A 26,006-nucleotide genomic window follows, 5' to 3' on the forward strand; every position below is an offset into this window, starting at 1 on the left:
GGGTCAATGCGTCCCGCCAGGGATCGGGTAGAGTGGGTTGTCGCTGGACATATCGCCCGGCGGCATCTTCAGGATTGACGGTGGCGCAGGAAAGGCCCCCGCCGCGGGTGCAGGCACTGCCGCCGCGCCTGCCGCGCCGGTGGCGTCCGGCCCGGCGTTCGCATCAGCCGGCGCGGCAGCGGCAGGCGGTGGTGCCGGCGGCGCGGCCTGGATGGCCGGGAACCGCCCCGCATACGGATCCGGTGGCGGGGTCGTGCGTGGCGCCACGGGAGCCTGCCCGAGCGAGCCTCTGGGCGGCAGCGGAGGCGGTGAGACCGGCGATGCGCTGCCGGCGGCAGCCGCATTTGCACCCTCTCCTGCGGCCGCACCGCCGACACTCGCCGGTGCCAGGGGCACCACGGGTGCGACGGGTGCCACGGGCGCAACAGTACCGCCGCCAACCCTTCCTGGCTTGACCGGTGCGATGGGAGCATCAACAGGGGGCGCCGCGGCGCGGGTGGGATCGAGACGCAACTGTTCGGTGCGCACATTGGCGTCCGTTCCCGACCAGATTTCACGCGTGTCGGCATCCGCGATGCGTTGAGGCCGGATGATGTGCGGGGTAATCTGCAGAACGATTTCCGTCTTGATGTGATCGCCGTTGTGATCCGAAAACAAGCGGCCGAGAACCGGCAACTGGCCCAGGCCAGGCACCTTGTCCGCCGTGGTGCGATCGGCATCCGAAATCAGGCCACCGAGCACCTGTGTCTCGCCGTCCCTCAGTCGCAGGCTGGTCGATGCGCTGCGTGTGCCGATCTGGTAAGCCAGCGAGCTCAGGCCGGTCTGTGCGTTGCTGCTCGATATCGTCTTCGTAATGTTGCTGACCTCGAGATTGATCTTGATGCCGACGTCGTCGTCGCGGTAGACCTGCGGCTCAACCTCAAGCTTGATGCCGACATCCAGGTACTGGATGTTTTGCGCATAAGAGGGACCGCTGGTACTTGGGGTGCTCGAGCTCGATATCACCGGCACCTTGTCGCCAATCAGGATTTTCGCCTTTTCCTTGTTGCGGGTGCGGATACGCGGACTGGCAAGCAGGTTCGCGTCAGTATCGCTAAGCTTGAAGTTGGCGGTTGCCGACAGCCCGCTGACCACCAGCTGGTTGATAGGCAGCGTGTGCAGCGCCCCCCATGTGGACGCTGTACTTGGCGTGGCCATCGTGAAGCTGTTTGGCCAAGCAATCCCAAGGTCCGTCAACCGCTCATGAGACACCTCCAGGACTTGAACCTCCAGCATGACCTCGGGTTCGGGAAGGTCCTGTGCGGCAATCAGCTGTTCCGCGAGCCGGATCATGTCCGGCGTACCGCGAAGCGACACGGTGTTGGCGTGTTCGTCGATCACGATCTCCTTGACCTTCAACAGGCTCTTCAGAAGTACCTGCACCTGTTTGGCGTCGATGTTGGACAGCTGGAAGGTTCGGACCTTCAACTCTTGATACTCCAGCTGCTTGTTTGGCGTGGCCGGGTAGATGAAGAGCGTGTTCGCATTCAAGACCTTCTTGTCGAGCTGGTTCTGCAGCAAGATCAGATTGACCGCATCCTCGATCGCGGCGTTGGTGACAAAGATCGTCGTCTTGAGGTCCGTGCGCACATCGCGGTCAAAAATGACATTCAATCCCGAGGTGCGGGAGAGCCCTTCAAAGACCATCCGCACATTCGCATCGCGAAACTGCAGGGTTACCGGCGTACGCATGATGGAGGCGGCGGCGCTCTTCTCGTCCCGCGCCGCCCGCAGTTGCCGGCGCTTGTCTTCGATCAGCCTCATCATCTGCTGCGCCTGAACATTGGTCGGATTCTCCATCAGCACGTCATGAACACGTTCTGCCGCGCTGTCATACGAGCCGCGTTGAAGCATCCGTTCGGCTTCAGCCAGAATCACAAGGTCGCGCAGATCGATCTGGAGCGCTGCGCCGAGTTTGCGCCCTCGCTCGCTGGTCGGGTCGATCCTGCTCGCCTCGTCGAGCTTCAGGATGGCCTCATGAAACTGGCCGCTTGCCCGCAGCCGATCCACCTCATCCAGGATCGCCTTCATCTGGCCGTTGCGTTCGTGCATGTAGTTCATCTGCACTTCCGCATTGGTGGGCTGACGAATGCTCGCCGTACGCAGCGCGCCTGGCTCTACCGCGCAGCCACCGAGCACCATCGCTATGAGAACCGCGCCGAATCCGCACGCGTGGCAGCTGGCATAAGACGCGGGAGGAGCCGTGCAATTTGACGCGGCTATCGACCTGAAGGGCGCGTTGCAGTGGTCTACTCTGCAGGCATTGCCCGATCTGCGCGGGGAGTTCATTTACTTTCCTTCGCCCTGGGTGGACATGACCTGTTTCACATTAAGCGGCAGATAGGTAAAAGCCACACCTGTTGCCGTGATCGACTCAAGACGGTATTGCCCGTCAATCACATCGCCCAGCGAGACGATCAACAGGCGGTCGCCGCTGCTCAGGAACACCTGCTCCTTCGAAGCGTCCGCACCCAGCGCGCCCACGTAGGCAAACGGCAACGGCGGCGCCGTGGGTGGCGGGGGAGGCGGGGCCGCAGGAAGCGGCGCCGGTGGCGGAGGTGGGGGAAGCCATGACGAAACGCTGAATGGATCGTGCGCCGTATCTGGCGACAGCGGCGCACGCAACGCCGCAAGCTGCTCGCGCGGCGCTATCTCGGCGACCGTGCGTGCCGCGGGTTCGCTCGCCGCTGCCTGCGTGCGCCGCGGCGTCGCCGCAGTCGGAGCCGAAGGCGCGGCCGGCATGACGCCTGTCTTGCTCGGGATGCTGCGCCCATAGGCGGCCTTGATTGCGGAGACCACGTTCGACGCGCGGTGCTCTGGCGCCTGGTCCCAGCCTATCAATGCAGCGGTCGCCAACCCAGTGCCGGCGATGAGCATCCTCCTGACCAAAGCGCTGTTCATGGCCGGCTCGCCCGATAGATCAGATCGAAGCGGATGCGCGCATCGAGAACATTGCCATCCACCGCCGGCCGTTCAACATGAATCTCCTGCAGCGCGGCGTTCGGCACGCTGTTGAGAACCGATGCCACAAAACGGCGGATCGTGCCGTACTGGTCCTTGACCGGCAGCACGACCTGATAGTGCGTAAATCGCGCCCCTGGCTCCGTGACGATCTGGTACTGTGCCGACCCCAGGGTCAGATGGCTCTCACGCGCCTGGGAGAAGATCACGGCGATGTCGTTCCCGCTCTCGGCGAAGGTCGAGAACAAGGCCGGCAGCTTGCCCAGGGAATTCACGTCGGCCGGCGCCCGGCTAGCATCGCCGGGATGTCGCGTTTTCGCGGTACGGGCCTGCCGTGTGCTGTCGAGCAAGCCTCTCGTCTGTGCCTCCACGGTGGGAATCGCGGTCCATGTCACGGCGGCCACACCTAGCGCCAGCGCGCCAAGCAGGCCTGGCACGCCAAATGTGCGCCGCATCTCGAAATGCAGGGTCAACAGCCGGTCGGCAAGCCTGTGCATCTTCATGGCTTTCTCCACACTGCGACGATCTGGAAGCGGACCGGCGTCCCGGGTACGTTGGTCTCGATCAGGTGGCCGCTCAATACAGCCTCGTGCAGGAGCACGCTGCCTTGCAGGTATTTCAGGTAGGCGATCATCCCGTCGGCATCCTTGGCCTCCGCCGTGATGCGGATCTGGCTTTGCGCGGGACTTTGATCAATACCGATCAGCGCAACGTCGCGGGCAGGATAATCTTCCACGATGGACAGAAGGCTCTGCCAGGGCACGGTGAGCTCGCGCAGGATCGCCTCGCCCTGCTTTTCGGCCAGTTTGGCGGCAGGCGTGGGGGGAGCGGCCTTGGGCGGGTGCTTGCTGGAGGATGTCTCGCGCGCCGCGATCTCGAACTGGGTGCGAGCCCGATCGTTGTCCTGGTATGCACGCCACAGGGCCCTGGCGCTGAGCAGCAGCACCAATCCCGCCAGGAGCAGCAGCACGACGCCGGTGGGCGCCAGTGTTGCCGGGCGCCGGCTGAAATCGATCTTGAGCGGCGGCATCATAGCGCGAACCCCATCAAGCGCAGCGGCGCTGAGGCGCTCGACACGATCTCCTGCAAGCGGCGCACGGTGGCAAACCGTTGCTCGAACGCGGAAGGATCGAGGTCGATCCCGCCCAGGTAGATCGTGCAGTCCTCTCGTCGCGTATTCGCGAACCGTTCGAAGACTTGCTCGGTAATGGCAGCGAGCCGCAGCGTATCGGCGACATCGTCGGCAAACAGGCGATGCGCGCCATAGGCCACCCAGCGGTGATGGTCCATCAGCACGGCGTGCAGTACGGTTTCGGCCACCATCACCAGCATCGAAGCGCTGCCGTCGACGGAATGCCGGGCCCGATTCATCGCCTGAGGCAGCCCCAGCATCAGGCCTTGCACTTCCACACGCGCCGCCGCGCTGACATCGCGGATGCCATCGTGCAGCGATCTCGACAACGCGCTGGCGAACACCCCCCTCCCCCCGCGCTGCATCACGGTGCGGATCACGATGGCATCGCCATCCAGCCCGAACGTTTCCGCGAAATAGCTCCGGGCGATTTCATCGACCTCCCGCGTGCGCATGGTGCGGAAGTCGCCCCGCAGGATTCCGTGATTGGCCCAGAAATCATCGAGCACGATGAACGCGCGCCGCTTCGATTTCGTCCCGCGTCCAGGAGTACCGGGCACCTGCGCCAATGCCTGGCGGAGGACGTCCAGCGCACCTTGCTCGGAGAATTGCTGCTCCTCGGCCATGGCGATGCTGGCGTGCTCGATGACCGGCGGCAGGGCCGGCGGCGCGGCTACAGCCTGTACCCTGCGCCGGGCACGCTGCGCCAGGCCAAGCAGATACTGCAGCCGCGTGGGGCGCACCCCGACCGCGGCTGCGCAGGTTCCCAGCCCGATTGCGAGGACATCATTCGACGATCGTGACACGATTGATCTCCTCGAGGGTCGTTTCGCCCTTCGCCATCAGGCGGACCGCCGCGGTGCGCAGGGTCTCCATCCCGTGGCGCATCGCCGCGTTCTTGATGCGGCCGAGCGGTGCTCGCTCCGACAGCAGTTCGCGCAGTTCGTCGTTCATCCGCAGTGCTTCCGCGATGGCTCGTCGTCCGCGATATCCCGAGCCACGGCATGCGGCGCAGCCAAGACCCCGTCGGAAGCGAAAGCCGGCCGCCGCCTCGGGATCGATCCCGGCACGTGCCAGCGCGTCCGGGTCTCCCGCCTCCTCGATCGCGCATTCGGCGCAACATTGCCGAACCAGGCGTTGCGCCACCACGCCGTTCAATGCGGCCACAAAGCTATAGGGATCGACGTCCATATTGGTGAAGCGGCCGATGACGTCGAACACATTGTTCGCGTGCACGGTCGTAAAGACCTGATGCCCGGTGAGCGCCGCTTGCACGGCGATCTGCGCGGTCTCGGGGTCGCGGATCTCACCGACCATGATCTTGTCGGGATCGTGTCGCAGGATCGAGCGCAGCCCCCGAGCGAACGTCAGCCCCTTCGCTTCGTTCACCGGGATCTGGAGGATATCGCCCAACTGATACTCGACCGGGTCTTCAATCGTCACGATCTTGTCGAGGCCGTCGTTGATTTCGGTCAGGATTGCGTAGAGGGTGGTGGTCTTGCCGCTGCCCGTGGGCCCCGTCACCAGCAGCATGCCGTACGGCATCGATGCAACCGAGCGCATGAAGCGCATATCGGCCTCCTGGAAGCCGAGCGCCTCGAGCGTCAGCCCTCCCGCCGCCTGCGATAGCTGGTAGCGATCGAGAATGCGAAGCACGGCATCCTCGCCGAACAGGTTCGGCATGATCGACACACGGAAATCGATGTCCCGCCCCGCGTACTGCGCTTTGAAACGACCGTCCTGCGGCACCCGCCGCTCGGCGATATCGAGCTCCGAGATCACCTTGACGCGCGACAGCACCTGGTCGGCGACGCCGCGCCCTTCCGCGCGGCCGACGACCGTCAGCACGCCATCCACGCGGCATTTGATCACCAGGCCGTTCGCCCTGCATTCCAGGTGAATATCGCTGGCCTTCATCTTCAACGCGTCGTAGATCGTCGAATTGAGCAGGCGCACCACCGCGCTGTCATCGCTGCTGATGCCCTGCAGCGTCAGGGCCAGTGCGGACGGGTCATTGGTGCGCTGGATCGGGTCATCGAACGCGAGCGTATCGAGCGCGCGCACATCCTTCTCGCGCGCGGCCAGGTAGGCAGACAGGTCGCCAACACTGGCCAGCGCCCAGCTGTAGTGCACGGTGGGGCGTGCGCGCATGCGCTGGTCGACGCAGCTGCGGGTTCGCGTGTCCAGCGGGTCGGCGATCACGAACAGCAGGCCCGTGCCCTGCCGGAAGCCTACGCATAGCCTGGTCGCCGCCTCGACGAAAGGCAGGACGTCAAACTCCGGCTCGAGTTGATGGAGCTCACGGATGCTCACCGGGGTCATCCTGAACTCGGCCGCAAGCTGCGCGAGAACCTCTTCGGCACCTATGGCCTGTTGCGCGAACAATGCCTCCAAGGCGCGTATCCCGGAACCGTGGCGCTCGCCGAGTTCGCGCAGGGTGGCCCGGAACTGAACACTCCCGCTTTCCATGTTCGTGCCGTTCGGGTCCATGGCGTTACCTATTGGAGGCTGGAGGCGATTTCAAAAATTGGCAGATACATCAGGACGACAATGCCGCCGATGACGACGCCGATGAAGATCATCATCATGGGCTCGACCAGGCGCGAGATCACGTCGATGGCACGCGACACCTTTGCCTCCTGGAACCCGGCGATCTTGTCGAGCACGGGGCCCAGGCTGCCGGTCTTCTCGGCGACGGTCAGCAATCGATAGGTGATCGCGCTTGCCAGCCCGCAATCCTGGAATGCGTCGGACATCTTTCCGCCATTGCGGATGGCATTCATCGCCGTGGCGAGCGCCGCGCGGTCGCCACGTCCGATCAGGCCACGGGCGAGATCGAGTGCCTGGACCACCGGAATGCCGCCATCGACCAGCATCGCCGAGGTCCTGAAGAACTGCGACTGGCGATAGACGCGGAAATGCATGCCGATGCCCGGCAGCGCAAGCATGCGATCGGCAATCCAGTCGCGCACGCCCTCCCGGCGAAGTACCACGATCGATGCCAGCAGCAACACCGCGAAGGCCGTTGCCAGCGAAGACCCGTGCGTGTGGACCAGTCCGCCCCACGCCATCAGCCAGCGCGACAGCAGCGGAAGCTCGCGGCCGCTGTTTTCGAGCAGGTTCGCGAAGCGCGGGACGACAAAAGCCAGCAGGAAGAAGACGACAGCCAGACCAACGACCATCAGGACGCACGGATAGATTGCCGCGGAGACCACCCGGGAACGCAATTCCCTCAGCGTGGCGCTATTGCGTGAGTATCGCTTCAGGCTTTCGGCAAGTCCGCCTGTTTGCTCGCTGGCCTTTACGCAGGCAATCAGGACAGTCGGGAAGACATTGTCCGCATGCTCGAGCGCGGCGGACAACGCATGGCCCTCATCCAGTTGCCTTAGCAGCTGCCGGTAGATTTTTGCCGAGGCATCGCGGCGCTCATTGCTGCCCAGCGTGCGTAGAGCGTCGATCACACCAACACCGGCATCGAGCAAGGCTGCCAGCTCTCTGGCAAACAGCTCGACGTCGAATTTCGTTACCTGCAGCGTCATCCAACGGCCAGGCCCGCGCGTGCCGCCGGCGGTGAGCCGAATCGATACCACTCGCAGCCCGCGCGCGCGCGCGGTTGCTGCCGCACTGGCAGGCGAGTCGCTGTCGATGTGGATCGACTGCACCTCACCGCAGGTATCAAAGACGCGCATCAGGTACTTCACCTTGTTCTCCCTGTCGGGCCATCCAAGCAGCGCGCTACCTCCTCGCAGGCAGGGCACGCTTACCAGGAAGTGACATCCGCGTTCTCGCCATCGCCTCCGGCTTGTCCATCCTTTCCGAAGGAGACCAGATCGTAGTCACCGTGCTCGCCTGGCGAGTGGTATTGATAGGGCCTGCCCCATGGATCCAGCGGCACGGCCTTCTCCAGGTAGGGTCCGCTCCAGCGCGGCTCGCTCTGCGGCTTTGACACCAAGGCTTCGAGCCGCTCTTCCGTGGTCGGGTAGGACCCCACATCCAGGCGATACTGGTCTAGCGCCTTGCCCAGGGAACTGATCTGCGCCTTGGCAATGCTGATATTTGACTTACCGAGTTGAGCGAAGTACTTTGGTGCAACGAGGCCTGCCAGCAAGCCGATGATGACCAGGACGACCAGCAGTTCCAGCAGCGTAAAGCCCCTGGTTCGGGCCCTGATCGTCCCGATGCACCGCCCGCCACCTGGCCTGGATAAGCACCCGTGCACGCGCCTGCATATGCGCCCGCATGTGCGCCTGCACAGCCGATTCAGTTGCGTATCGATGCGCATGGAAGACCCCTTGCCCTCGGAGCGATTGCCTTGGCCCCAACCGCGGCCTTTTTCTCATTCTTGGCTAGGGAACGATGGGAAAGAAGTAGGGATACCCGCCGAACGACATGGGTAGAGACCCTCCACATGCCTACGGCAATGAGCCGTATTGGCATTTGGCTTTGCGGGTACATACAATAAGACACACCCGAAGGGAAATGCCTTCAGGCGGCGGCTTTCCGTGTTCCTGGACATCGCCATTGCGTAAGGAGGTGACTGGCGCTTTCCGTCCATCTCGCGCGGACCGCGGCCGCATCAGTACTTTAGGAGTTCCGATGGACGCAAGCACTCCCCAGGGAGGAGAGCATCTGAAGCTGCGTGACGTCACCGAAGCGATGCGCAAGATGATGGCCGCGATCGATTCAAGCAACAGGGTCCTGCGCGCGATCACGGATGTTCGCGGTACCGCTCTGGCGATTCTCGCGCCGGGCGGGCGGTTTTTGTCGGCGAACAGCAGCGCCGCGGCGATGTTTGGCTACTCGATTGCGGACCTGATAGGCAAGTCGCTTGTCGAACTGGTTCGGGACAGCGATCAAAAACGCGTCAGCGAGGGATTCTCCGGCAGTGCGTCAAGTGCGTTTCACTCCTTTGGCGCGGTCTTGCGCGGCAGAGGAGGTAGGGACACCGAAGTCCTGTTGCACAAGCAACCCATTGCGGATAGCGAGGGCAATTTCAACGCGTTCCTGGTTGTCTTCGAGGAACCCGTCATTCTGCAAGATGGCAGCATCGAGGCGCTGAGCCGGCCTGAATCGGATATTCGTCGCCTCTACACGCACCTGATGATCGGCCAGGAGAAAGAGCGCAAACGGGTCTCATCCGAGCTCCACGATGGCCTTGGGCAAGCACTGACATTGATCAAGCTGATGGTTGAAGATTCCCTGCTGCGCATCGAGCGGGGTAACGTCGAGGAGGCCGTTGCGTTACTTGACACCACGGTGCTGCGTATCCGTGAAACCATCGGCGAGGTGCGCCAGATCTGCAACGAACTGCGCCCCAGGCTGCTTGACGATCTGGGCCTGGCCCCCGCATTGGCATCCCTGTGCAGGCAGGTAGAGCACGGCAGCGGGAAGGTCGTCGTCATCTTCGATTGTCGGGTCAGGGAAGACGAGGTGCCGGACAGTCTCAAAGCGGATATGTTCCGAGTGGCCCAGGAGGCCATGAACAACGTCGTGAAGCACGCGGTGGCAACCGAGATCAGGGTGACATTGCAACGCGACGCCAACGACATCCTGTTGACGATACAGGACAACGGCATCGGCTTTGAGCAGCTTCCCCTGTCAGCCGACGATGCATCTTTCTCCGGACTGGGCCTCATCGGGATGCAGGAGCGGGTCGAATCGAACGGCGGGAGTCTCTCGCTCCAGTCAAGCGAGTCCAGCGGAACCCTTGTCTCGGCAACGTGGAGAACGTGATCCGCCGCGGGACAATGGCAACGCGCCCGCATCGACCTGTAGTCCGGGCACGTGCCTCATCGCCGCGCAAGTTCCGAGAGGCGGCTTTCCTCGTGCCGCCCGCGCCAGCTTTGCCTTGAACCTCGCCGCGTGCCACCACCGCACCCGCCGGCCTATTCTGGAGCGTCTGTACAAGGACCGCCAAGCCGATCCTCGTTTCCGGCAGCGCTGCCGGACTGGCCGTCCCGAACTTCATCGCCGCCTCTCACGCCGTCGTCGGGCGCTTCATGCGCATGCGTCAGGGGCGGCTCTTCGTCGCGATTCGGATCATAGTATCGCTTGGCCAGGGAAGTGATCAGGCCCATGTTGATGGCGATCAGAACCAATCCAGTCAGATTTGTGATCCCTAATTTATGCATCAGACTGGCACGATATTTTTCGATCGTTTTTGGGCTGAGGTTCAGATACTGCCCGGCCTGCTTATTGGATCGGCCTTCCGCAACCAGCTTCAGGACGCTGCGCTCCCTGGCCGTAAGAACATCCCACGCATTTTTATTCGAAGCCGGATGGTCATTGCCGCTAACAAACGATTCGACCAGGTTCCCATACATCTCCGCACTCAGATGTTTTTTTCCCTGCATGACGGCATGCATTGCGAAAACCAGGTCCTCGAATGAAGAATCTTTCAGAACATAGCCATCCACGCCAGCGCGCAGTGCCTCCCGAACGTATTCATCGCTTTGGTGAACAGTGAGAGCGATGATCCGAACAGCCGGCGTACGGCGTCTGATCGCGGAGATCGCATCGATTCCGTTCATGCCGGGCATCGATAAATCCATCAGGATCAGGTCCGGACTCAATGAGATAGCAAGATGACATGCCTCCCTGCCATCTTTCGCCTCGCCGACGACGTTGAACTCACCGATGCCGGATACCATCGAGCGTAGTCCGTTTCGTAGAAGGTGATGATCTTCCACGATCAAAACTTTATATTTTATATTCACTTCCCCCTCCCTTTACCACCCTATTTTCTTCTGTTATTCAGTGCCGCGATTGGCTAAAATCGGCGATAACCTCCCCTGGAACATTGATTGATCTAAGACACTGCGCAGCCGTACGTGCCGCTGGCATGAGAAAAGTGCCCGCCGGGGGACGGAGCACGAAACTGTTCTGCGTCACGCGATCGCCTCGCTACGCGGTTGATCTGAGTGCTGCAGGTACTACTTTGGGTGCCCCTGTAGTACGCATTGACCGGCCAGCCCCGTCGCGAAATCAAGGGGCCTGCCAGGGAGTCGCTCCCCCAACGCTTGGTGGCCAGATGGCTTCGACGCGACTCTGCGCAGGCATGGAGATATCGCAGCAGGCGGGTGCAGCCCTCCCAGCGCTTGCTCTTCATGGTCGCTCCCGGCTTGTCTTCGCGTTTCGTAACTTTCTGTAATACAAGGCTAGGAAGGAAACGCACGGAGATACACCACCCATATGGATTAGGGTGGTCTTTGGCGCAATTCATTCGGACTCCAAGATCAATGCATTAACTCCAATACAATAGCATCCCGCTATCGTTGGTCTACATATGGTTAATGCGGTCTTACCATAACTTGGCCAAAACGATGCCTGTTCGCATGATGGCGTGGACGCACCCGGCCGTCAGTGCAGGAGACAACGGTACGCGCCAAGGCTAGAGACGCGCCGGGCTCGCTATCCCTGCGGGCCCGGGCGATTTTGCTGTGCTGAGGTGAGATGCCTTACGTCACGTCCCAACCACGGTGAGCCGGAATACCGGCACAACCCTGGCAAGATACGCAGGCTCTTCGCCATCAACCACTCGGACTACTGATCCGTCGAATTCCTTGCGCCATCTTCGGCCATGCTGTCGTGGCTCATCGGCTCGTCTTTCATCTGCTGCTCGCTCATGGTGTCGGGGCTCGCCGGCTCGTCCTTCATCGGCTCGGCAACCATGCCACGGAAGTTCGCCGCATCGCTCTGGGTCCCTTCCTGCGCCGTGACTTCGCGATTCATCAGGCTTTGGATGGCGATATCGCTTACCGTGTCATCGGCAGCAACGGCAGCAACGGCACCTGCGGCTATGAACGCCAGGCTGCAGGCAAGTGCAGAGGCGGTGAGCTTGTTCATGATGGTCTCCCTCAACGATTCAACGACGGCCCGGGACATCCGGGGGGCGACGCGAGGCGACGCCAGTCCCGGGGCTCTACCACTATGCTCGGCCAGGCAGGCAGTAAGAAAAGTGGGAATCCACGCCAAAAGCCATGGGTAGAATCCCCCTATGTCGGGCGGAGCGGGTCACGGCACCCCATCGTTCGTCACCAGTGCGATGCGGCGCCTTGGTGGGCCGCCCTACCTCATCTGTAGGGTGTTGACCCATGGCAAGCGTGGCCGGCCGCCACCAAAATGCAAGGGCCAGGAGGCATCAAGCACCGCGGCGTGCCGCCGCCATCCTCGACCCACGACAGCAATCTTGTTGACGACACTCAACCGGGATATGCAAATGAAAACGCACTCCTTGGCCCTCGTAGCCGTTTCCTTCGCCTGCGCGCTTGGCCAGGCAGTACCCGTTTTTGCCCAAGGGGCCACCAGCAAGGACAACGGCAGCTTGCCAACGGACACGTTGGCGATCGTGAATGGCGTGGCAATTCCGCTAGCGCGGCTCGACGACGCCATGCGCGCGGCGCGTCAGCCGGATACGCCGGAGCTGCGCCGGATCTTCAAGCAGGAACTCATTGCGCGCGAGGTGTTGCGCCAGGGTGCCGAAAAACAGAACTACGGCATGAAGCCGGCGGTACAGGAAGCGGTCAATGCAAGCAAGGCTGCTGCGGAGACTGAACTCTACCTGCGGGACAACATCCGTCCCGAACCGATCACCGACGCGCAGGTCAAGGCGCGCTACCAGGAGATCGTTGGCTCGATGGGCGATGAGGAGTACAAACTGCGGATTCTATCCGTGGCTGACGATGCGACGGCAGCGAAAGTGCTTGAACGATTGAGTTCAGGCGCGGCCTTCGATGCGCTCGTGCGCGAGTACAGCATTGCAGCGAGCAAGGAAGACGGCGGTGAAATGCCATGGGTCAGTTTCAAGACGCCGGTGAGCGAGGGAAAGACGCAAGGCGTGCCGCTAGCGGTCGCGCAGGCCGCAACGCGACTATCCGCCGGCGGCGTTACGCCGGCGCCGGTTGTCGTCGATAACGTGCGCGTGATCGTCAAGCTGGATGCCAAGCGGGCGACTCAGGTGCCGACATTCGATCAGATGAAGGGCGCAATTCGCCAGCAGCTGCAAGTGCTCGCCCTCAAGAACGCGAGCGCTGGGTTCATCGGTGCCCAGATGCAACGCGCGACGATTCAGCAATAGCGATGGCAGGCGCCTCCTGCCGGCAACCGGCGGGAGGCGGCTTGTCCTTCGCCTCGAGCGCTATGCGAGCGCGCCCGACGCCTATGGATAACTCCTGCTTGCGCTCAGGCGCCGATAGTGCGCCATCACCATCGGCACGTAGCTTTGCGTTTCCGCATACGCCGGAATGTGATAGCCCGCCCGGATCACCGCATTCTCTCCCGCGTTGTACGCCGCCAGTGCCAGCTCAATATCGTCCCTGAACAGATCCAGGAGAAAACGCAGGTACTTGGCGCCGGCCAGCACATTGTCGCGGGGATTGAGTATGTCGCCTGCAGAGAACCGCCTGGCGGTCTCCGGCATCAATTGCATCAAGCCGCGCGCGCCTTTCTTGGACACCGCATTCGGGTTGTATCCGGATTCGACCACGATCACCGCCGATATCAGTTCCGGCGGCACCCGGGCATTGCGGCTCGCCTCGGCAATGATCTCGGCATACTGAGCGGGATCTATCGCGGCGGAGGCTGCGGCTGCATTGTCCTTTCTTGCGCCCCGCGCCGTCGGCTCGCTGGAGGTGACCACCAGGTGCAGCGCCGGATTGCCCGGCCTGTCTGTCAGGATGATCGATCCATCGGCACTGACGGCGCCGAAGATCTGTGCCTTTGCCACGCGCGGGCAAGCCAGCCCCAGTGCGAAGGACGCAATGAGAAAGCCGGCTCTCAGCAAGGGCGGCAACACGCGAGCACGCATCTGGATCTCCCCCAGACTGCATTGTGCAGATGAGCAATGCGATGCGGCATGGGTTGGTTCCCTACTGCTGCGGTAGGACAAGCCATCGCATTCCGGTACGCCCCATAGCACCTGTGCCGCGCACGATCTCAACGACTCCGCCGTTGCCTTGCCGCCAGTCCGCCTGGGCGCCTCTACTCCAAGCCAATAGTAGATGCACCCAAGCGCGCGGGAGTAGATCTCCCCCTTAAAGACTGCGCGTGGCTGACCTAGAGTTTCCTATATGACTAAAAGCCGAACCGAAGGCAGACGGGAGTACCACAATGAAGACCCTCTGTGCTGTCATTAGAAACGCCATACTTACGCTCTGGTTGATCGTCAGTTTTGGCTTCGTTCCGCGGGTTGAAGCTAATCCGCTCTTTGCAAGGCAAACAGGCCTGAACTGTGCGTCCTGTCACACGATCTATCCCGAGCTGACACCATTCGGGCGGAAGTTCAAGCTGGGCGGGTACACACTGGGTGAACGCGAGACGATTCCGCTCGCCCTGATGGCGGTCGCCTCTCGCAATTCCATCAACGACAATACCGACAAGTCGACCGGCGAGAAGCTTTTCGGCAAGAATAAGGAGTTTGTTGCAGAGGCCATCAGCCTGTTTTCCGGCGGAAAGATCACGGACAACGCCGGGGCTTTCATCCAGTGGACCTACAACAATGTCACCACCACGGATAACCAGACCTTCGTTGGGCATAGCGCGCTCGACAATACCGATCTGCGGCTGGTGAAACTGTTCGGGTCGGAGGAAAAGCCAACGATCTTCGGCCTGACATTGCATAACAACCCCACCTCGCAAGACGTCTTCAATACGATACCGGCGTGGAGCTTTCCATACTGGAGCCCGAGTATCGCGGCCCCAGGCCGAGGCGAATCAACGTTCCTTGAGTCGGGTGCGCGGGTAGCCGGGTTTGGTGGCTATACCTACTTGCTGGATTCGCTGTACCTTGAGGCGACCTCATATCAAACGGCGAAAGGGGCACTCTCGGTTTTGCGCGCGGGCACCCCGGATGATCAAAGAGTTTCACTCTCCGGCGCCAATCCGTACTGGCGAATTGCCTATACCCTCGGTAACGAACACCAGAATTTCACGATCGGCCACTTTGGAACGATCGCCTCGGTCCAGGTACCAGGCAGCGGCACACCCGCGGACCGGTTTCGCGACCTTGGATTCGATGCCCAATACCAGTTTTTCAGCAAGGACGATCACCACATCATCAGCGCACAGGCTGCCATGATCAACGAGAAGACCGACTGGCGATCCGGCTTTCCCAACGGGAGCAATGACAATCCCAGCTCGAACCTGCGTTCGACCCGAGCAAAGATCACCTATCTCTACGACCGCACCTACGGCATCACCGCCGGCGCATTCAAGGTGACAGGCGACGTCGATTTCGCAAGGTTTGGCACGACCACCGGCAAGCCGGATACGACGGGCTATATCGTCGAGCTGAACTATTGGCCGAAGTTCAAGTTTGCCTGGGACCCACAGATGAACGTTCGCTTCGGCCTTCAATATACGGGCTATACGAAGTTCAATGGCAGCCACTCGAACTACGATTCGACGCTCAGGCGCGCAGCGGATAACAACACGCTGTTCTTCTATGCGTGGTTCATGTTCTAGGGCATGTATTAGGGAGGATGCGTCGTGAAAAAAGTCATACCGTTGTCGCGCAGGAATTTGCTTCGTCGCGGCACCATCATGCTGGGATCCATTGCCCTGATTCCAATCGCGATTCACTCGCCGGCCGCCAAGGCCGGGTCCGCGACGAAAGGGATGCTCCATTACCAGGAGAGCCCTAAGGACGGTCATTCGTGCTCTGACTGTAGTTCGTTCAGGCCCTCGACAACGCCGGAGTCCGATACTGGCACTTGCAAGATCCTGGAGGGCCCCATCAGTCCTCACGGGTGGTGCATGGCCTTTTCGCGCCGGTGAGTCCGCATCCCGCCTCGAGGCCATCATCCGGAATGCACCGGGGAGCCCAGTGATGCGCGCGCTGCCAATGCTGCTGTCCGCGCTGTTGTCGGTGTTGCCGCCGGCTATTGCGGACGAGCTAAAGGTCGGCGCGCCGGTCCCGGCCTTCGACATCAAGCTCACTGACGGACGACACATCACGCCAGCCACTGCGGCAGGCCGCGTTACGATCGTCAATTTCTGGGCAAGCTGGTGCGCGCCGTGTCGCAAGGAGATGCCCGCGCTTGAGGGGTTCTACGAGAAATATCACGCGCTGGGGGTGGACGTCATCGCTGTCAACATCGACAAGGCCAGCGATCGGGCGGAGGCACTGTCGGTGATGCAATCCTTCTCCTTTCCGCTGGCCTTTGTCGGCGATGCCGACGTGAAGGGTTTTGGCCGGCTATGGCGGATCCCGTTCACGTTCGTCATCGATCGGAATGGCGTCCTGCAACGGGACGGCTGGCACGCGGAGCCAACCGTCGATCTGCCGCAACTTGAAACGCAGGTGATGCCGCTGCTCAGGCCTTAGCGCCCGGCTGCGCACACGCGTTGCAAATAACGGGACTCCCTCCCGATCATCGGCTTTTAATTGCAAAGACGATAACCAGGAGGGCGACAAGCGCGACAAGCGCCTAATTGCGGAGAGCCGGAACATCGCCAAGGCGCCTTGTCCGGGCTGCGCTCCGCCAGGTGCCCGATGCCACCGATGCGAATTCAAAAATTCTGAATAACCTATCCGGATATGACTGGTCTAACGCACCGATGACTCTCCTATAGTTCGTTACATGGACGGCGCGCACAAACAAAGCAACGTTCTGGCAGTCGCAGCGAACAATCAATGAAATTCAACGAATTTTAAGATACTGGAGAACATCATGACCAAGACCTTCGCCCTCAAGCTCGCTTCCACCCTCGTGCTGTCGCTCGCCGCCATCGGCGCCGCCCAGGCCGCTTCCGCCAAGGACACCCACGCCGGTGACAAGTACGGTTATGAGTTCCGCACCTCGGTGCCCGCCGACAAGTACGGCTATGACTTCCGCGCAACCGACGCCTTCACCGACGGCGCCCGCAGCGGCAAGCTGGACACCTTCACCGAAGGCGCCCGCATCGCCGGGCTGGATCGCTCGGGGGTTTCGGCTTCGCCGGCACGCCGCTTCGATACCTACACCGATGGCGCGCGCAGCGGCAAGGTCGACGTCTTCACCGAAGGCGCCCATGCCTGATGCCGTACCCGCAGCTGGCCGCCCGCCGCGACACCGCCTGAGATGCGGTGTCACGGCATGACATTTCCCCTAGCATAAAAGACCGCCTCCCTCCCCCGCCCCGCCCTGCACTCTCCCTCCCGCCACGCCACAATTCCATTTCCTGGAATTAACAAATCCCGACACCGCCATTCCCGCACGCTTGCCGCCGGGATCACAATGCGCCTTGCGCATAGCAGCGCAGGCACCTGGCTCGTCCGCCAGCCCCCTTCCTCGTTGCACCATCTCCCCCCAAAAACATGAGAACCATCACGATCAACGGTAAGCCGCAAAAGATCGACCTGCCCGACGACGCCCCGCTGTTGTGGGCCGTGCGCGATCACCTCGGCCTGACCGGCACCAAGTTTGGCTGTGGCATGGCCCTGTGCGGCGCCTGCACCATGCATCTGGACGGCCAGCCGATCCGCTCCTGCGTGACCCCGATCTCGGCGGTCGCTGGCAAGAAGATCACCACCATCGAGGGCTTGTCGGCTGACAAGATCGGGCAGGCCTTGCAGGCGGCATGGGAGGAATTCGGCGTGCCGCAGTGCGGCTACTGCCAGGCGGGCCAGTTGATGTCCGCCACGGCCCTGCTGCACACCACCCCCCACCCGAGCGAAGAAGACATCGACGGCGCCATGAGCGGCAACATCTGCCGCTGCGGCACCTATACGCGTATCCGCGCCGCCATCCAGCACGTTGCCAAATCGAACGTAGCTGCCAAGCCGGCCGCAAAGCCGGCTGCCCAGTCGACCGGCAAGAGGAGCACCCAATGAGCAACCTGCAATCCGCCGGGCGCCGCACCTGGCTCAAGAGCATGGGAGCCCTCGCCGGCCTGACGCTGACCGTTGGCCTGGACGGCATCGTGCTGGCAGCCGATGAGCCCAAGAAATACGGCCGCGACGGCATGCCCGGCGGCGCCGTGGACAGCCCGCTGGTGTTCCTCTCCATTGCCGAAGATGGCAAGGTAAGCATCGTCTGCCACCGCTCCGAGATGGGGCAAGGCGTGCGCACCAGCCTGCCGATGGTGGTGGCCGACGAACTGGAAGCCGACTGGGCGCAGGTGCTGGTGGTGCAGGCACCCGGCGACGAGATCCGCTACGGCAACCAGAACACCGACGGCTCGCGCAGCGTGCGGCATTTCTTCGAGCCCATGCGGCGCGTGGGCGCCAGCGCCCGGATGATGCTGGAAGCAGCGGCGGCTGCGCGCTGGAATGTGCCGGTGAGCGAAGTCCAGGCACGCAACCATGCCGTGGTCCACGTGCCGAGCGGCAAGAGCCTTGGCTTCGGCGCGCTGGCAAAGGATGCCGCGCGCCTGTCCGTGCCGGCGACCGCCAGCCTCAAGCTGAAGGATCCGGCCCAGTTCCGCTATATCGGCAAGGACAGCACGCGCAGCATCGATGGCCACGACATTGCCACTGGCCGCGCGCAATACGGCATCGACGTGCGGCTGGATGGCATGCTGTACGCCGTGATCGCGCGCCCGCCGGTGTTCGGCGGCAAGCTCGCCAGCGTCGATTCCACGCAGGCGTTGAAGGTACCTGGCGTGATCCAGGTGGTCGAGCTGGCCGGCAGCCCTGCGCCCGCCATGTTCCACCCGCTGGGCGGCGTGGCGGTGATCGCCACCAATACCTGGTCGGCCATCAAGGGCCGCGAGGCGCTGAAGCTGCGCTGGGACGATGGCCCCAATGCCAGCTACGAGTCCGGCGCGTTCCGCGCCACGATGGAGAAAGCCGCGAGCCAGCCCGGCAAGGTAGTGCGTAACCAGGGCGATACCATGGCCGCGCTGGCCGGCCCGGGCAAGCGCATCACCGCGCAGTATTACCTGCCGCATATCGCGCACGCCACGATGGAGCCGCCGGTTGCCACCGCACGCATCGCCGATGGCAAGTGCGAAGTCTGGACATCGGTGCAAGCGCCGCAGGCCACGCGCGAAACCGTGGCCGGGCATCTCGGCCTGAAGCCGGAGGACGTGACGGTACACGTGACGCTGCTGGGCGGCGGCTTCGGCCGCAAGTCCAAGCCGGACTTCGCCGCCGAGGCGGCGCTGCTGTCCAAGGCCATGGGCGGCAAGCCGGTCAAGGTGACGTGGACGCGCGACGACGACCTGCATCACGACTACTTCCACACCGTCTCCGTCGAGCACATGGAAGCCATGCTCGGCGCCGACGGCAAGACGCAGGCGTGGCTGCATCGCACCGCGGCTTCCACCATCACGTCGACCTTCGTGGCCGGCGCGAAGAACGAAGCCGCGTTCGAACTCGGCATGTCGGCGGTGAACATGCCGTTCGACATCCCCAACGTGCGCGTGGAAAACCCCGAGGTGGAAGCCCACACCCGCATCGGCTGGTTCCGCTCGGTGTCCAACATCCCCCACGCCTTCGCCGTCCAGTCGTTCGCGGCCGAACTGGCGACGGCGGCCGGGCGCGACCATCGCGACTACCTGCTGGCGCTGCTCGGCCCTGACCGCCGCATCGATCCAACGCAACTGTCCGACACCTGGAACTACGGCGAATCGCCGCAGCAGTATCCGCTCGATACCGGCCGCCTGCGCGGCGTGATCGAACTGGCCACGCGCGAAGCCGGCTGGGGCAAGACGCTGCCGAAGGGGCACGGGCTGGGGCTGGCGGTCTGCTACAGCTTCGTGACCTACGTGGCGGCAGTGATCGAGGTGGTGGTGGCCGATGACGGCAGCATCAGCGTGCCGCGTATCGACATGGCGGTGGACTGCGGCGCGCAGGTCAACCCGGATCGCATCCGCTCGCAGGTGGAAGGCGCCTGCATCATGGGCATCAGCCTGGCCACCACGGGTGAGATCACCTTCAAGGACGGGCGTGCCCAGCAGGACAACTTCCACCAGTACGAGGTGATGCGCGCGCCGTCGGCGCCGCGCCAGATCCATGTGCACCTGGTGCCAGGCAGGTTCGACGCACCGCTCGGGGGGGTTGGCGAGCCGGCCGTGCCGACCATTGCGCCCGCGCTGTGCAATGCGATCTTTGCGGCAACCGGCAAGCGCATCCGCGCGCTGCCGATCCGGGAGCAGTTGAAGAAGGCTTGAGCCTGAGCCTGAACCGCGGGGCATTGCAGCCGGCGCGATTTGCCGGCTGCAATGCCTTTGGCCTCAGGCACGTCTGGCTTTCACCTTCGCTTTGGCGCGGCGCTTTCTCACCCAGATCACCGTGCCAGTGACACTGAGCATGGCTACCAACAATCCCAAGACGCACATGAAGGCCTTGAACGGCCGCCCCCAGAGCGTGGCCATGTGCAGGCTGGAGATCCAGCTCCGGATCGTGTCGCCGCTGGCTGCGCCGGTGGGCAGCCAGGAACCCACCTGCATGCCAGTCCCGGCATCGAACACCACGGTCGTCAGGCCGCCATCCTCGCGCAAGTCCCGGCTGCTTCGCACCGTGTAGCGGTAGACGCCCAAGGCACTGTCATGGAACAAGCCGGTTTCCTCGATCACGGTGAAGCCCTGCGCCCGAGCCAGTTGCGCGATCAGGCGCTGGCCGACCTCGCGGGCTTCGTCCCAGGCAAGGCCCGGCTCTGACCGGGCATTCGCAGGCGTCACCAGCATCTCATCGCCCGGCTGGTGCGCGAAGACGGCCTTCATCACCGGCTCATAGACCTCCACGAGATTGAACGAGACGCCGCTCCAGGCGAGGACAAAGAGCATGGCCCAAGTCCACAGGCCTGCTGCGCGATGCAGGTCGAAATTCAGCTTGTGGCTGCCACCATGCCAGCGCACGGTCCACGCCGTGTGCCAGCGGGCCAGCCAGGATGTGCCGCTTGCCTTCACGCCTCTGCCCGCAGGCCTGCGCATGCGTGCGGGAAAGGTCAGGAAGGCGCCCACGAAGCAGTCCAGGGACCACAGCAACGCGACGATGCCGAAGGCGTAAGTGCCCACCGTCCCCAGCGCAAGAGAGTAGTGAAGCCGCTCGATGAATGGCATGACGTTCTTCATGCCTTGGCGGATGTCGCCCCATTTGCGCTCGCCCTGCACGGCTCCCGTATATGGGTTGGCGAAGACCTCGTCGTTCGGCAGTTCCGCGGCCTGCGCTGCCTGCAGGAAGAACGCGACAGACCGCCCCTCCTCCACTTTAAGCGGCGCGTATGGCATCCTGGCATCCGGATATTGCCGCATGACCCGCTCGCGCAGCACCAAAGGATCCAGCAGTGCCGCGCCAGGTGCCGGCGCCTCGGCGCGGAACAGCGCTGGATTGATCATGTCGTCCAGCTCGTGCTCCCACGCCAGCAGGCTGCCGGTCAGCCCGGCGATGAGCAGGAAGCCAGCCATCACCAGGCCAACGTAGCGATGCAGCGCGACCAGAGCCGTCCGCATCAGAACCGATACGCTGCACTGACGTTGACAGTGCGCTCCGCGCTGCGATAGCAAACACCCGGCAGATAGCCGCAGTCATACAAGGCCTGCCGGTTCAGCAGGTTGTTGATGTTGAACGTAAGGCGCCAGGGACCGCGCTCAACCCCCGCTGCCGCGTCCCAAAGGGTCAGGCTCGGATTCGTGAGGTTGTTGTTTCCGCCATCCGAATTGGAGCGCATTTTCCCGAGATAGCGAACCCCCAGCGCCGTGAACGCCCGGAACGAGTCCCCGATCGTGAACGCGTACTTACCCCAGGCAGACGCGCTGTGCTTGGGCGCTCCCTTTTGCGGCAATCCCTGGTCGCCATTGTTGCTCTTCGTGATGTCCGTATCGAGATACGTGTATTGCGCAATGACGCTGAAATTGCGGGTCAGCTCCGTGCGTGCCTCAAGCTCCAGGCCGCGCGATGACACTTCTCCCGTCTGGAGCACCCTGCCCGGATTTCCCGGCGCGGCGGTCGTCACGTTCCGCCGAAGCAGGTCGAACAGCGCCAGCGTGTAAATGCTCTTCTTGTTGGCAGGCTGATACCGCACGCCTGCTTCGACCTGCTTGCCGCGCGAGGGCGTCAGCGGCGCACCCGAGACGCTCGTACCAATCTCCGGCGCAAATGAGGTTGCATAGCTGAGATAGGGGGCCCACCCGGAATCGAAGAGGTACACGGCACCCAGGCGCCCGGTCATCGCATTCGCGGACTGGTCATAACCGACGGTGCTCGCGCCGGTGCCCAGGGAGGTCGTGCTGCTGGATTGCTGCACGTTGTCGTGCCGCAATCCAGCGGTCACCACCCAGCGATCCCATTTGAGCTGGTCCTGTGCGTACAGGCCGATCTGCCGCGAGGGCGTGTCTTGACGGGTCGGGTTGTCAGCGGGAAACAGCGGCAGCCTGGCGTAGACAGGGTTGTAGAGATCGATGGGGTCCACGAATCCCACAGCATAGGGATAGCTGTCGGTATTGCGTATCCTGGCATAGTCAACCCCGAGCAGTACGCTGTGCGCCAAGGGCCCGGTGCTAAAGCGTGCCTGCACCTGCGTATCCACATAGAGGCTCTTGGATTGGGTCTTGACTGGCCAGAAGTAACGGTCAATGGTTCTTCCATCGGACTGCAAGGCAGTCGGGAAAAGGTCCGTCCGGTCATTGTTGAGATCGTTGTATCTCAGGTTCTGCCGCACCGACCAGGTGTCATTGAACCGGTGCTCGAACTCGTAGCCGATCGTTTTGTTGGTACGATCAAAACGATTGTCGTAGCCGGTGATGTTGACACCTGGATTGACCTGCCCCAGCGATCCCGGGGATTGCAGTTGATTGGGGAAGGCGTATTGCTGATTGTCCTTCTGGTAGCGTGCCAGCAATGTCAGCCTGGTGTCAGCGCTGGGCTGCCAGGTCAACGCAGGGGCGATGTACAGCCGCTTGTCCTGGTCATGGTCCAGCCGGGTGTTCGACTCCCTGCCCAGCATCGTGAGCCGGTAGGTCCAGGTACCCCGGGCATCGATCGCGCCGCCGAAATCGCCCTTGATTTGCTTGCGGTCATAGCTGCCGTACTCCACGCCGATCTCGCGAATGGTCTCCGCGGTCGGGCGCTTGCTGACGACGTTGACCAGGCCGCCCGGGGGGACTTGTCCATATAGGACAGACGCCGGCCCGCGCAGCACCTCCACGCGTTCAAGCCCGTATGGCTCGATCGCGGTAGCAAAGGTGCGCCCTGAATTGCGAAGCCCGTCCTGAAAGATCCCTGTGTCCTCAATCGTGAAGCCGCGCAACAAGGAGGAATCATCGCTGCCCAGGGATCGTTGGTTGGGGGTGACGCCTGCGGTGTAGCGCAGCGTTTCATCCAGCGACTCCGCTTTTCGGTCCCCTATTTCATCGGCCGTAATCACGGAAACGGACTGCGGATCCTCTAGCAAGGACGCATCGGTTTTGGTGGCGGTGGCGCTGCGCCTGGCAACATAGCCGTGCACCGCCCCCCAGGCGCTCTCCTGCCCTGCACTGGCCATCACCGTTACCACGGGCAATGTCGAGGCGTTCGCTTCGGTCGCGGTGGGAGCCGCTGCGGGGCCAGCCCGCAAAGAGTAGGTGCCGTTGGCCCCGCGAACGATTTGCAGTCCCTGCCCGCGCAACAGTTCTGCAAATCCATCTGGTACCGTAAAGCTCCCTGCAAGGCCCCCGCTGGCTTTGCCTTGAATCAGCGCAGCGTCCACCGACAATTCCACGCCCGCCGTTCTGGCAAAGCTTGTCAGCGCCAGGCCCAGCGAGCCGGCCGGGATGTTGTAGACGCGCTTGGGTTCCGCCATGCGCTGACCTGTCGGCTGGGCATGTGCTGAAGGGGCCGCGATAGCCTGGACGCCAAGCGCCAGCCCCATCAAGAGTGCCGCCTGGACCGCTGTGGCGGTGGTCGTTATCTGGAGCGCAGGGGCGCGGCGGCCAGCCCTGCGTGCCAGTTGTGAAGCCTGATTCTGTTTTTGGCGACATGCCATGGTGAAGGCCTTTCAGTTCGGAAGATTTGTGTTGCTCATTACGTCTTCCGAACGAGAAGGCAAAACCCGCAATGCCAATCCCCAAAAAGTTTGTAACAGTGGGCGGAATGACGAACCGAGCGCCATCAGGCCATGGCCCTCGCCACGCCTGGCGCGAGGCGCCGGCGTGCCTACCTCGCCTGAACGGTCACCCAGTAGCGCGTCCGGTAGATAATCTTGACCGGTAAACCCAAGGTCAGGTTGAGCAGCGCCCGGTCGGTGTCAGGCAACGAGAACACCCCGGTCACCCTAAGGCTGGCGATAGACGGGTCGCAGTGCAGCAGGCCAGGCCGGTAGCGGCCAAGTTCAGCCAGGAAATCCGCGACGAGCATGTTGTCTGCCACCAGCGTGCCGCTGGCCCATGCAGCAGCGCTCTCCTGCCCTGCAACAGGAGGTTTGGCCTGATCTGCGGAGAACACCGTTCGTTGCCCGGCACTCACCCTGACGGCATCAGTGGCGCGCGCGGGGTGTACGTCAACAGCGCCTTCGAACACGGCCACACGTGAGACATCGGTGTCCTGTCGTACCGTGAAGCGGGTGCCAAGCGCCTGGACACAGCCTTGCCGGCTTTGCACCCGAAATGGGCGGTGGACCATCGCCGTGTCGCGAGCGGTCGCGACCAGGATCTCGCCCGCATAGAGGATTACCCGGCGCTCCTGCCCGTCATAGCGCACGTCGATGGCCGTATCGGTGTTGAGAACGACGCGGGTACCGTCGGGCAATTCGATTTCGCGGATTTCACCAATCCGTGTACTGTGATCCGAGACGGCGGCGTGCCAGATGTCGGACTCGCGCACCGAATAGGCTAGGCGACCCGCGGCGACCAATCCCAGTACCTGCAACACCCGGCGTCGCCTAAACCCAGCGACCGCCGGTTTAAGCAGCGCTTGCCTCGCGATCTCGCGGGGCACGCTATCGAGCTTGCCCTCCATGACCTGCAGGCGATTCCATGCACGCTCGTGGTCGGGATGTGCGGCGCGCCATTGGGCGCAGGCTGCCTTGTCGGCGTCAGTGGCATCCCCGGACCAGAGGCGGGCCATCCACTCGGCGGCCCGTCGGATGATGGTGGGATCGACGGGGGCTTGGGCGGACTCCCGCCGCATCTTGTCAGTTGGGAAGCTCATACATTGCCTGGTAGCAGGCCTGTAGTCCGGCAGCGATGTACTTTTCGACCGACGACACCGAAACGTGGAGACGCTCGGCGATTTCCCGATAACTCAGTCCGTCCACTTTGCATAGCAGGAAGGCCAGGCGCGCCTTTCCTGGCAGGCCGTGCAGGATAACGTCGATCTCGATCAGGGCCTCCACCACCACAGCCCGGGTCTCTTCTGAAGGCACTTTCGCTTCCGGCAGCAGCGCGATGGCATCCAGATATGCCGCTTCGATCTGGCGGCGGCGGTACAAATCGATGACCAGGCCATTCGCGATCTGGGTCAGATGCCGGCGTGACTGATCCGCTTGCGGCGTGTTGCCCGAGGCCATGACACGCACATAGGTGTCGTGCGCAAGATCCGCCGAATCGAAGACGTTGCCCAGTTTCTTGCGCAGCCAGCCCCGCAACCAGCCATGGTGCTCGCTGTATAGGACTTCGATTGGCTGGATCGGGGTTTCGGGCGCTGACATGGTTCGAGCAATCTGGCGTCAAGCCTCTGAGAATCAAATGCGAATAATTCTCAATTATACCGAGTTTATGACGAGATTGGTTTGAATCTACCGGCTTCGTGCTTCGCCATGCCCGGTGCCGGCACGGATGGTGTCGGCCGGCACATGCTCAGGCAACGTCGGCTTAGAGGGAGGTTGGCCTGGAGAGACGGGAGCCAGCAACACTGGCTGATACGCTGCGCATTTCGATCGCGCAAAAGCAAAACCCCCCAGTACTTGCGTACTGGGGGGTTTCAAGGGAGAGCCTGGCGATTACCTACTTTCACACGGGTATCCGCACTATCATCGGC

23 protein-coding genes are annotated in these 26,006 nt (G+C 62.7%); 8 read left to right on the forward strand and 15 right to left on the reverse strand.

The genetic code is table 11. The annotated features are described in order from the left end of the window. Positions 1-3 precede the first annotated feature (3 nt). From ACYP5B_RS44990 to gspG, 8 genes are read right to left on the reverse strand one after another with little or no spacing between them, the layout of a single operon-like run. Positions 4-2,328: a secretin N-terminal domain-containing protein gene (locus ACYP5B_RS44990; RefSeq protein ID WP_459573896.1), complete on the reverse strand. Its 2,325-nt coding sequence runs from the start codon at positions 2,326-2,328 to the stop codon at positions 4-6. Further along, positions 2,329-2,940 (reverse strand): hypothetical protein, encoded by a 612-nt coding sequence (locus ACYP5B_RS44995; RefSeq protein ID WP_459573897.1) that lies wholly within the window; start codon positions 2,938-2,940, stop codon positions 2,329-2,331. It abuts the gene before it with no gap. Then, positions 2,937-3,503, reverse strand: a complete 567-nt coding sequence (locus tag ACYP5B_RS45000; protein ID WP_459573898.1) for a hypothetical protein — start codon at positions 3,501-3,503, stop codon at positions 2,937-2,939. The genes ACYP5B_RS44995 and ACYP5B_RS45000 overlap by 4 nt, the downstream gene beginning before the upstream one ends. Continuing rightward, positions 3,500-4,033, reverse strand: coding sequence for a hypothetical protein (locus tag ACYP5B_RS45005; RefSeq protein ID WP_400097654.1), 534 nt, complete (start codon positions 4,031-4,033; stop codon positions 3,500-3,502). Before ACYP5B_RS45005 ends, ACYP5B_RS45000 begins: the two co-directional genes overlap by 4 nt. Continuing rightward, complete coding sequence (locus ACYP5B_RS45010; protein ID WP_459573912.1) at positions 4,030-4,938, reverse strand: hypothetical protein; 909 nt, start codon at positions 4,936-4,938, stop codon at positions 4,030-4,032. Before ACYP5B_RS45010 ends, ACYP5B_RS45005 begins: the two co-directional genes overlap by 4 nt. Next, positions 4,919-6,622 (reverse strand): GspE/PulE family protein, encoded by a 1,704-nt coding sequence (locus ACYP5B_RS45015; protein ID WP_459573899.1) that lies wholly within the window; start codon positions 6,620-6,622, stop codon positions 4,919-4,921. Before ACYP5B_RS45015 ends, ACYP5B_RS45010 begins: the two co-directional genes overlap by 20 nt. An 8-nt stretch (positions 6,623-6,630) precedes the next feature. Continuing rightward, positions 6,631-7,833: a type II secretion system F family protein gene (locus ACYP5B_RS45020; RefSeq protein WP_459573900.1), complete on the reverse strand. Its 1,203-nt coding sequence runs from the start codon at positions 7,831-7,833 to the stop codon at positions 6,631-6,633. A gap of 59 nt (positions 7,834-7,892) precedes the next feature. After that, entirely contained in the window at positions 7,893-8,414 is a 522-nt protein-coding gene (gene gspG / locus ACYP5B_RS45025; RefSeq protein ID WP_400097660.1) for a type II secretion system major pseudopilin GspG, read from the reverse strand. A 314-nt stretch (positions 8,415-8,728) separates the two neighbouring features. Here gspG and ACYP5B_RS45030 point away from each other — a divergent pair, with 314 nt between their 5' ends. Continuing rightward, positions 8,729-9,865, forward strand: coding sequence for a PAS domain-containing sensor histidine kinase (locus ACYP5B_RS45030; protein ID WP_459573901.1), 1,137 nt, complete (start codon positions 8,729-8,731; stop codon positions 9,863-9,865). Positions 9,866-10,017: 152 nt separating this feature from the next. On the opposite strand, the gene ACYP5B_RS45035 is transcribed toward ACYP5B_RS45030, so the two are convergent. Together ACYP5B_RS45035 and ACYP5B_RS45040 are read right to left on the reverse strand one after the other, a co-directional pair. Then, positions 10,018-10,848: a response regulator gene (locus ACYP5B_RS45035; RefSeq protein WP_459573902.1), complete on the reverse strand. Its 831-nt coding sequence runs from the start codon at positions 10,846-10,848 to the stop codon at positions 10,018-10,020. A gap of 826 nt (positions 10,849-11,674) precedes the next feature. After that, positions 11,675-11,977: a hypothetical protein gene (locus tag ACYP5B_RS45040; protein ID WP_400097665.1), complete on the reverse strand. Its 303-nt coding sequence runs from the start codon at positions 11,975-11,977 to the stop codon at positions 11,675-11,677. Positions 11,978-12,218: 241 nt separating this feature from the next. Here ACYP5B_RS45040 and ACYP5B_RS45045 point away from each other — a divergent pair, with 241 nt between their 5' ends. Continuing rightward, a complete protein-coding gene (locus ACYP5B_RS45045; RefSeq protein WP_459573903.1) occupies positions 12,219-13,208 on the forward strand; it encodes a peptidylprolyl isomerase in 990 nt (329 codons plus the stop codon). A gap of 81 nt (positions 13,209-13,289) precedes the next feature. On the opposite strand, the gene ACYP5B_RS45050 is transcribed toward ACYP5B_RS45045, so the two are convergent. After that, positions 13,290-13,937 carry a lytic transglycosylase domain-containing protein gene (locus ACYP5B_RS45050; RefSeq protein ID WP_459573911.1) on the reverse strand — a complete coding sequence of 216 codons (648 nt, stop codon included), beginning with the start codon at positions 13,935-13,937 and terminating at the stop codon, positions 13,290-13,292. A gap of 302 nt (positions 13,938-14,239) precedes the next feature. On the opposite strand from ACYP5B_RS45050, the gene ACYP5B_RS45055 reads away from it, so the two are divergent. The 6 genes from ACYP5B_RS45055 to ACYP5B_RS45080 all read left to right on the forward strand — a co-directional run bounded on the left by ACYP5B_RS45055 (position 14,240) and on the right by ACYP5B_RS45080 (position 20,224). Beyond that, positions 14,240-15,592, forward strand: coding sequence for a cytochrome C (locus ACYP5B_RS45055; RefSeq protein WP_400097668.1), 1,353 nt, complete (start codon positions 14,240-14,242; stop codon positions 15,590-15,592). 153 nt (positions 15,593-15,745) lie between these two features. Next, the gene (locus ACYP5B_RS45060; RefSeq protein WP_400097683.1) at positions 15,746-15,904 is read left to right on the forward strand and encodes a high-potential iron-sulfur protein; all 159 of its coding nucleotides are present in this window, start codon (positions 15,746-15,748) and stop codon (positions 15,902-15,904) included. 52 nt (positions 15,905-15,956) lie between these two features. Further along, positions 15,957-16,454 (forward strand): TlpA family protein disulfide reductase, encoded by a 498-nt coding sequence (locus ACYP5B_RS45065; RefSeq protein ID WP_459573904.1) that lies wholly within the window; start codon positions 15,957-15,959, stop codon positions 16,452-16,454. Between the two features lie 346 nt (positions 16,455-16,800). Beyond that, positions 16,801-17,148, forward strand: a complete 348-nt coding sequence (locus tag ACYP5B_RS45070; protein WP_459573905.1) for a hypothetical protein — start codon at positions 16,801-16,803, stop codon at positions 17,146-17,148. A 278-nt stretch (positions 17,149-17,426) separates the two neighbouring features. Further along, positions 17,427-17,942, forward strand: a complete 516-nt coding sequence (locus ACYP5B_RS45075; RefSeq protein ID WP_400097671.1) for a (2Fe-2S)-binding protein — start codon at positions 17,427-17,429, stop codon at positions 17,940-17,942. Continuing rightward, entirely contained in the window at positions 17,939-20,224 is a 2,286-nt protein-coding gene (locus tag ACYP5B_RS45080; RefSeq protein WP_400097672.1) for a xanthine dehydrogenase family protein molybdopterin-binding subunit, read from the forward strand. The genes ACYP5B_RS45075 and ACYP5B_RS45080 overlap by 4 nt, the downstream gene beginning before the upstream one ends. 63 nt (positions 20,225-20,287) lie before the next feature. On the opposite strand, the gene ACYP5B_RS45085 is transcribed toward ACYP5B_RS45080, so the two are convergent. The 4 genes from ACYP5B_RS45085 to ACYP5B_RS45100 all read right to left on the reverse strand — a co-directional run bounded on the left by ACYP5B_RS45085 (position 20,288) and on the right by ACYP5B_RS45100 (position 25,677). Next, positions 20,288-21,505, reverse strand: coding sequence for a PepSY-associated TM helix domain-containing protein (locus ACYP5B_RS45085; protein ID WP_459573906.1), 1,218 nt, complete (start codon positions 21,503-21,505; stop codon positions 20,288-20,290). Beyond that, positions 21,505-23,832: a TonB-dependent siderophore receptor gene (locus ACYP5B_RS45090; protein WP_459573907.1), complete on the reverse strand. Its 2,328-nt coding sequence runs from the start codon at positions 23,830-23,832 to the stop codon at positions 21,505-21,507. Before ACYP5B_RS45090 ends, ACYP5B_RS45085 begins: the two co-directional genes overlap by 1 nt. A 353-nt stretch (positions 23,833-24,185) precedes the next feature. Then, positions 24,186-25,178, reverse strand: a complete 993-nt coding sequence (locus tag ACYP5B_RS45095; protein ID WP_459573908.1) for a FecR domain-containing protein — start codon at positions 25,176-25,178, stop codon at positions 24,186-24,188. After that, complete coding sequence (locus ACYP5B_RS45100; protein ID WP_459573909.1) at positions 25,162-25,677, reverse strand: sigma-70 family RNA polymerase sigma factor; 516 nt, start codon at positions 25,675-25,677, stop codon at positions 25,162-25,164. The genes ACYP5B_RS45095 and ACYP5B_RS45100 overlap by 17 nt, the downstream gene beginning before the upstream one ends. Positions 25,678-26,006: the final 329 nt, after the last annotated feature.

It is taken from the genome of Cupriavidus sp. 8B, assembly GCF_054589115.1.

What these genes read in the sequence shown, in the direction of transcription:
- ACYP5B_RS44990 (WP_459573896.1), bottom strand. Translation starts at nt 2,328, where the DNA reads ATGAACTCCCCGCGCAGATCGGGCAATGCCTGCAGAGTAGACCACTGC.
- ACYP5B_RS44995 (WP_459573897.1), bottom strand. Translation starts at nt 2,940, where the DNA reads ATGAACAGCGCTTTGGTCAGGAGGATGCTCATCGCCGGCACTGGGTTG.
- ACYP5B_RS45000 (WP_459573898.1), bottom strand. Translation starts at nt 3,503, where the DNA reads ATGAAGATGCACAGGCTTGCCGACCGGCTGTTGACCCTGCATTTCGAG.
- ACYP5B_RS45005 (WP_400097654.1), bottom strand. Translation starts at nt 4,033, where the DNA reads ATGATGCCGCCGCTCAAGATCGATTTCAGCCGGCGCCCGGCAACACTG.
- ACYP5B_RS45015 (WP_459573899.1), bottom strand. Translation starts at nt 6,622, where the DNA reads ATGGACCCGAACGGCACGAACATGGAAAGCGGGAGTGTTCAGTTCCGG.
- gspG (WP_400097660.1), bottom strand. Translation starts at nt 8,414, where the DNA reads ATGCGCATCGATACGCAACTGAATCGGCTGTGCAGGCGCACATGCGGG.
- ACYP5B_RS45030 (WP_459573901.1), top strand. Translation starts at nt 8,729, where the DNA reads ATGGACGCAAGCACTCCCCAGGGAGGAGAGCATCTGAAGCTGCGTGAC.
- ACYP5B_RS45040 (WP_400097665.1), bottom strand. Translation starts at nt 11,977, where the DNA reads ATGAACAAGCTCACCGCCTCTGCACTTGCCTGCAGCCTGGCGTTCATA.
- ACYP5B_RS45050 (WP_459573911.1), bottom strand. Translation starts at nt 13,937, where the DNA reads ATGCGTGCTCGCGTGTTGCCGCCCTTGCTGAGAGCCGGCTTTCTCATT.
- ACYP5B_RS45055 (WP_400097668.1), top strand. Translation starts at nt 14,240, where the DNA reads ATGAAGACCCTCTGTGCTGTCATTAGAAACGCCATACTTACGCTCTGG.
- ACYP5B_RS45060 (WP_400097683.1), top strand. Translation starts at nt 15,746, where the DNA reads ATGCTCCATTACCAGGAGAGCCCTAAGGACGGTCATTCGTGCTCTGAC.
- ACYP5B_RS45065 (WP_459573904.1), top strand. Translation starts at nt 15,957, where the DNA reads ATGCGCGCGCTGCCAATGCTGCTGTCCGCGCTGTTGTCGGTGTTGCCG.
- ACYP5B_RS45070 (WP_459573905.1), top strand. Translation starts at nt 16,801, where the DNA reads ATGACCAAGACCTTCGCCCTCAAGCTCGCTTCCACCCTCGTGCTGTCG.
- ACYP5B_RS45075 (WP_400097671.1), top strand. Translation starts at nt 17,427, where the DNA reads ATGAGAACCATCACGATCAACGGTAAGCCGCAAAAGATCGACCTGCCC.
- ACYP5B_RS45080 (WP_400097672.1), top strand. Translation starts at nt 17,939, where the DNA reads ATGAGCAACCTGCAATCCGCCGGGCGCCGCACCTGGCTCAAGAGCATG.
- ACYP5B_RS45085 (WP_459573906.1), bottom strand. Translation starts at nt 21,505, where the DNA reads ATGCGGACGGCTCTGGTCGCGCTGCATCGCTACGTTGGCCTGGTGATG.
- ACYP5B_RS45090 (WP_459573907.1), bottom strand. Translation starts at nt 23,832, where the DNA reads ATGGCGGAACCCAAGCGCGTCTACAACATCCCGGCCGGCTCGCTGGGC.
- ACYP5B_RS45095 (WP_459573908.1), bottom strand. Translation starts at nt 25,178, where the DNA reads ATGAGCTTCCCAACTGACAAGATGCGGCGGGAGTCCGCCCAAGCCCCC.
- ACYP5B_RS45100 (WP_459573909.1), bottom strand. Translation starts at nt 25,677, where the DNA reads ATGTCAGCGCCCGAAACCCCGATCCAGCCAATCGAAGTCCTATACAGC.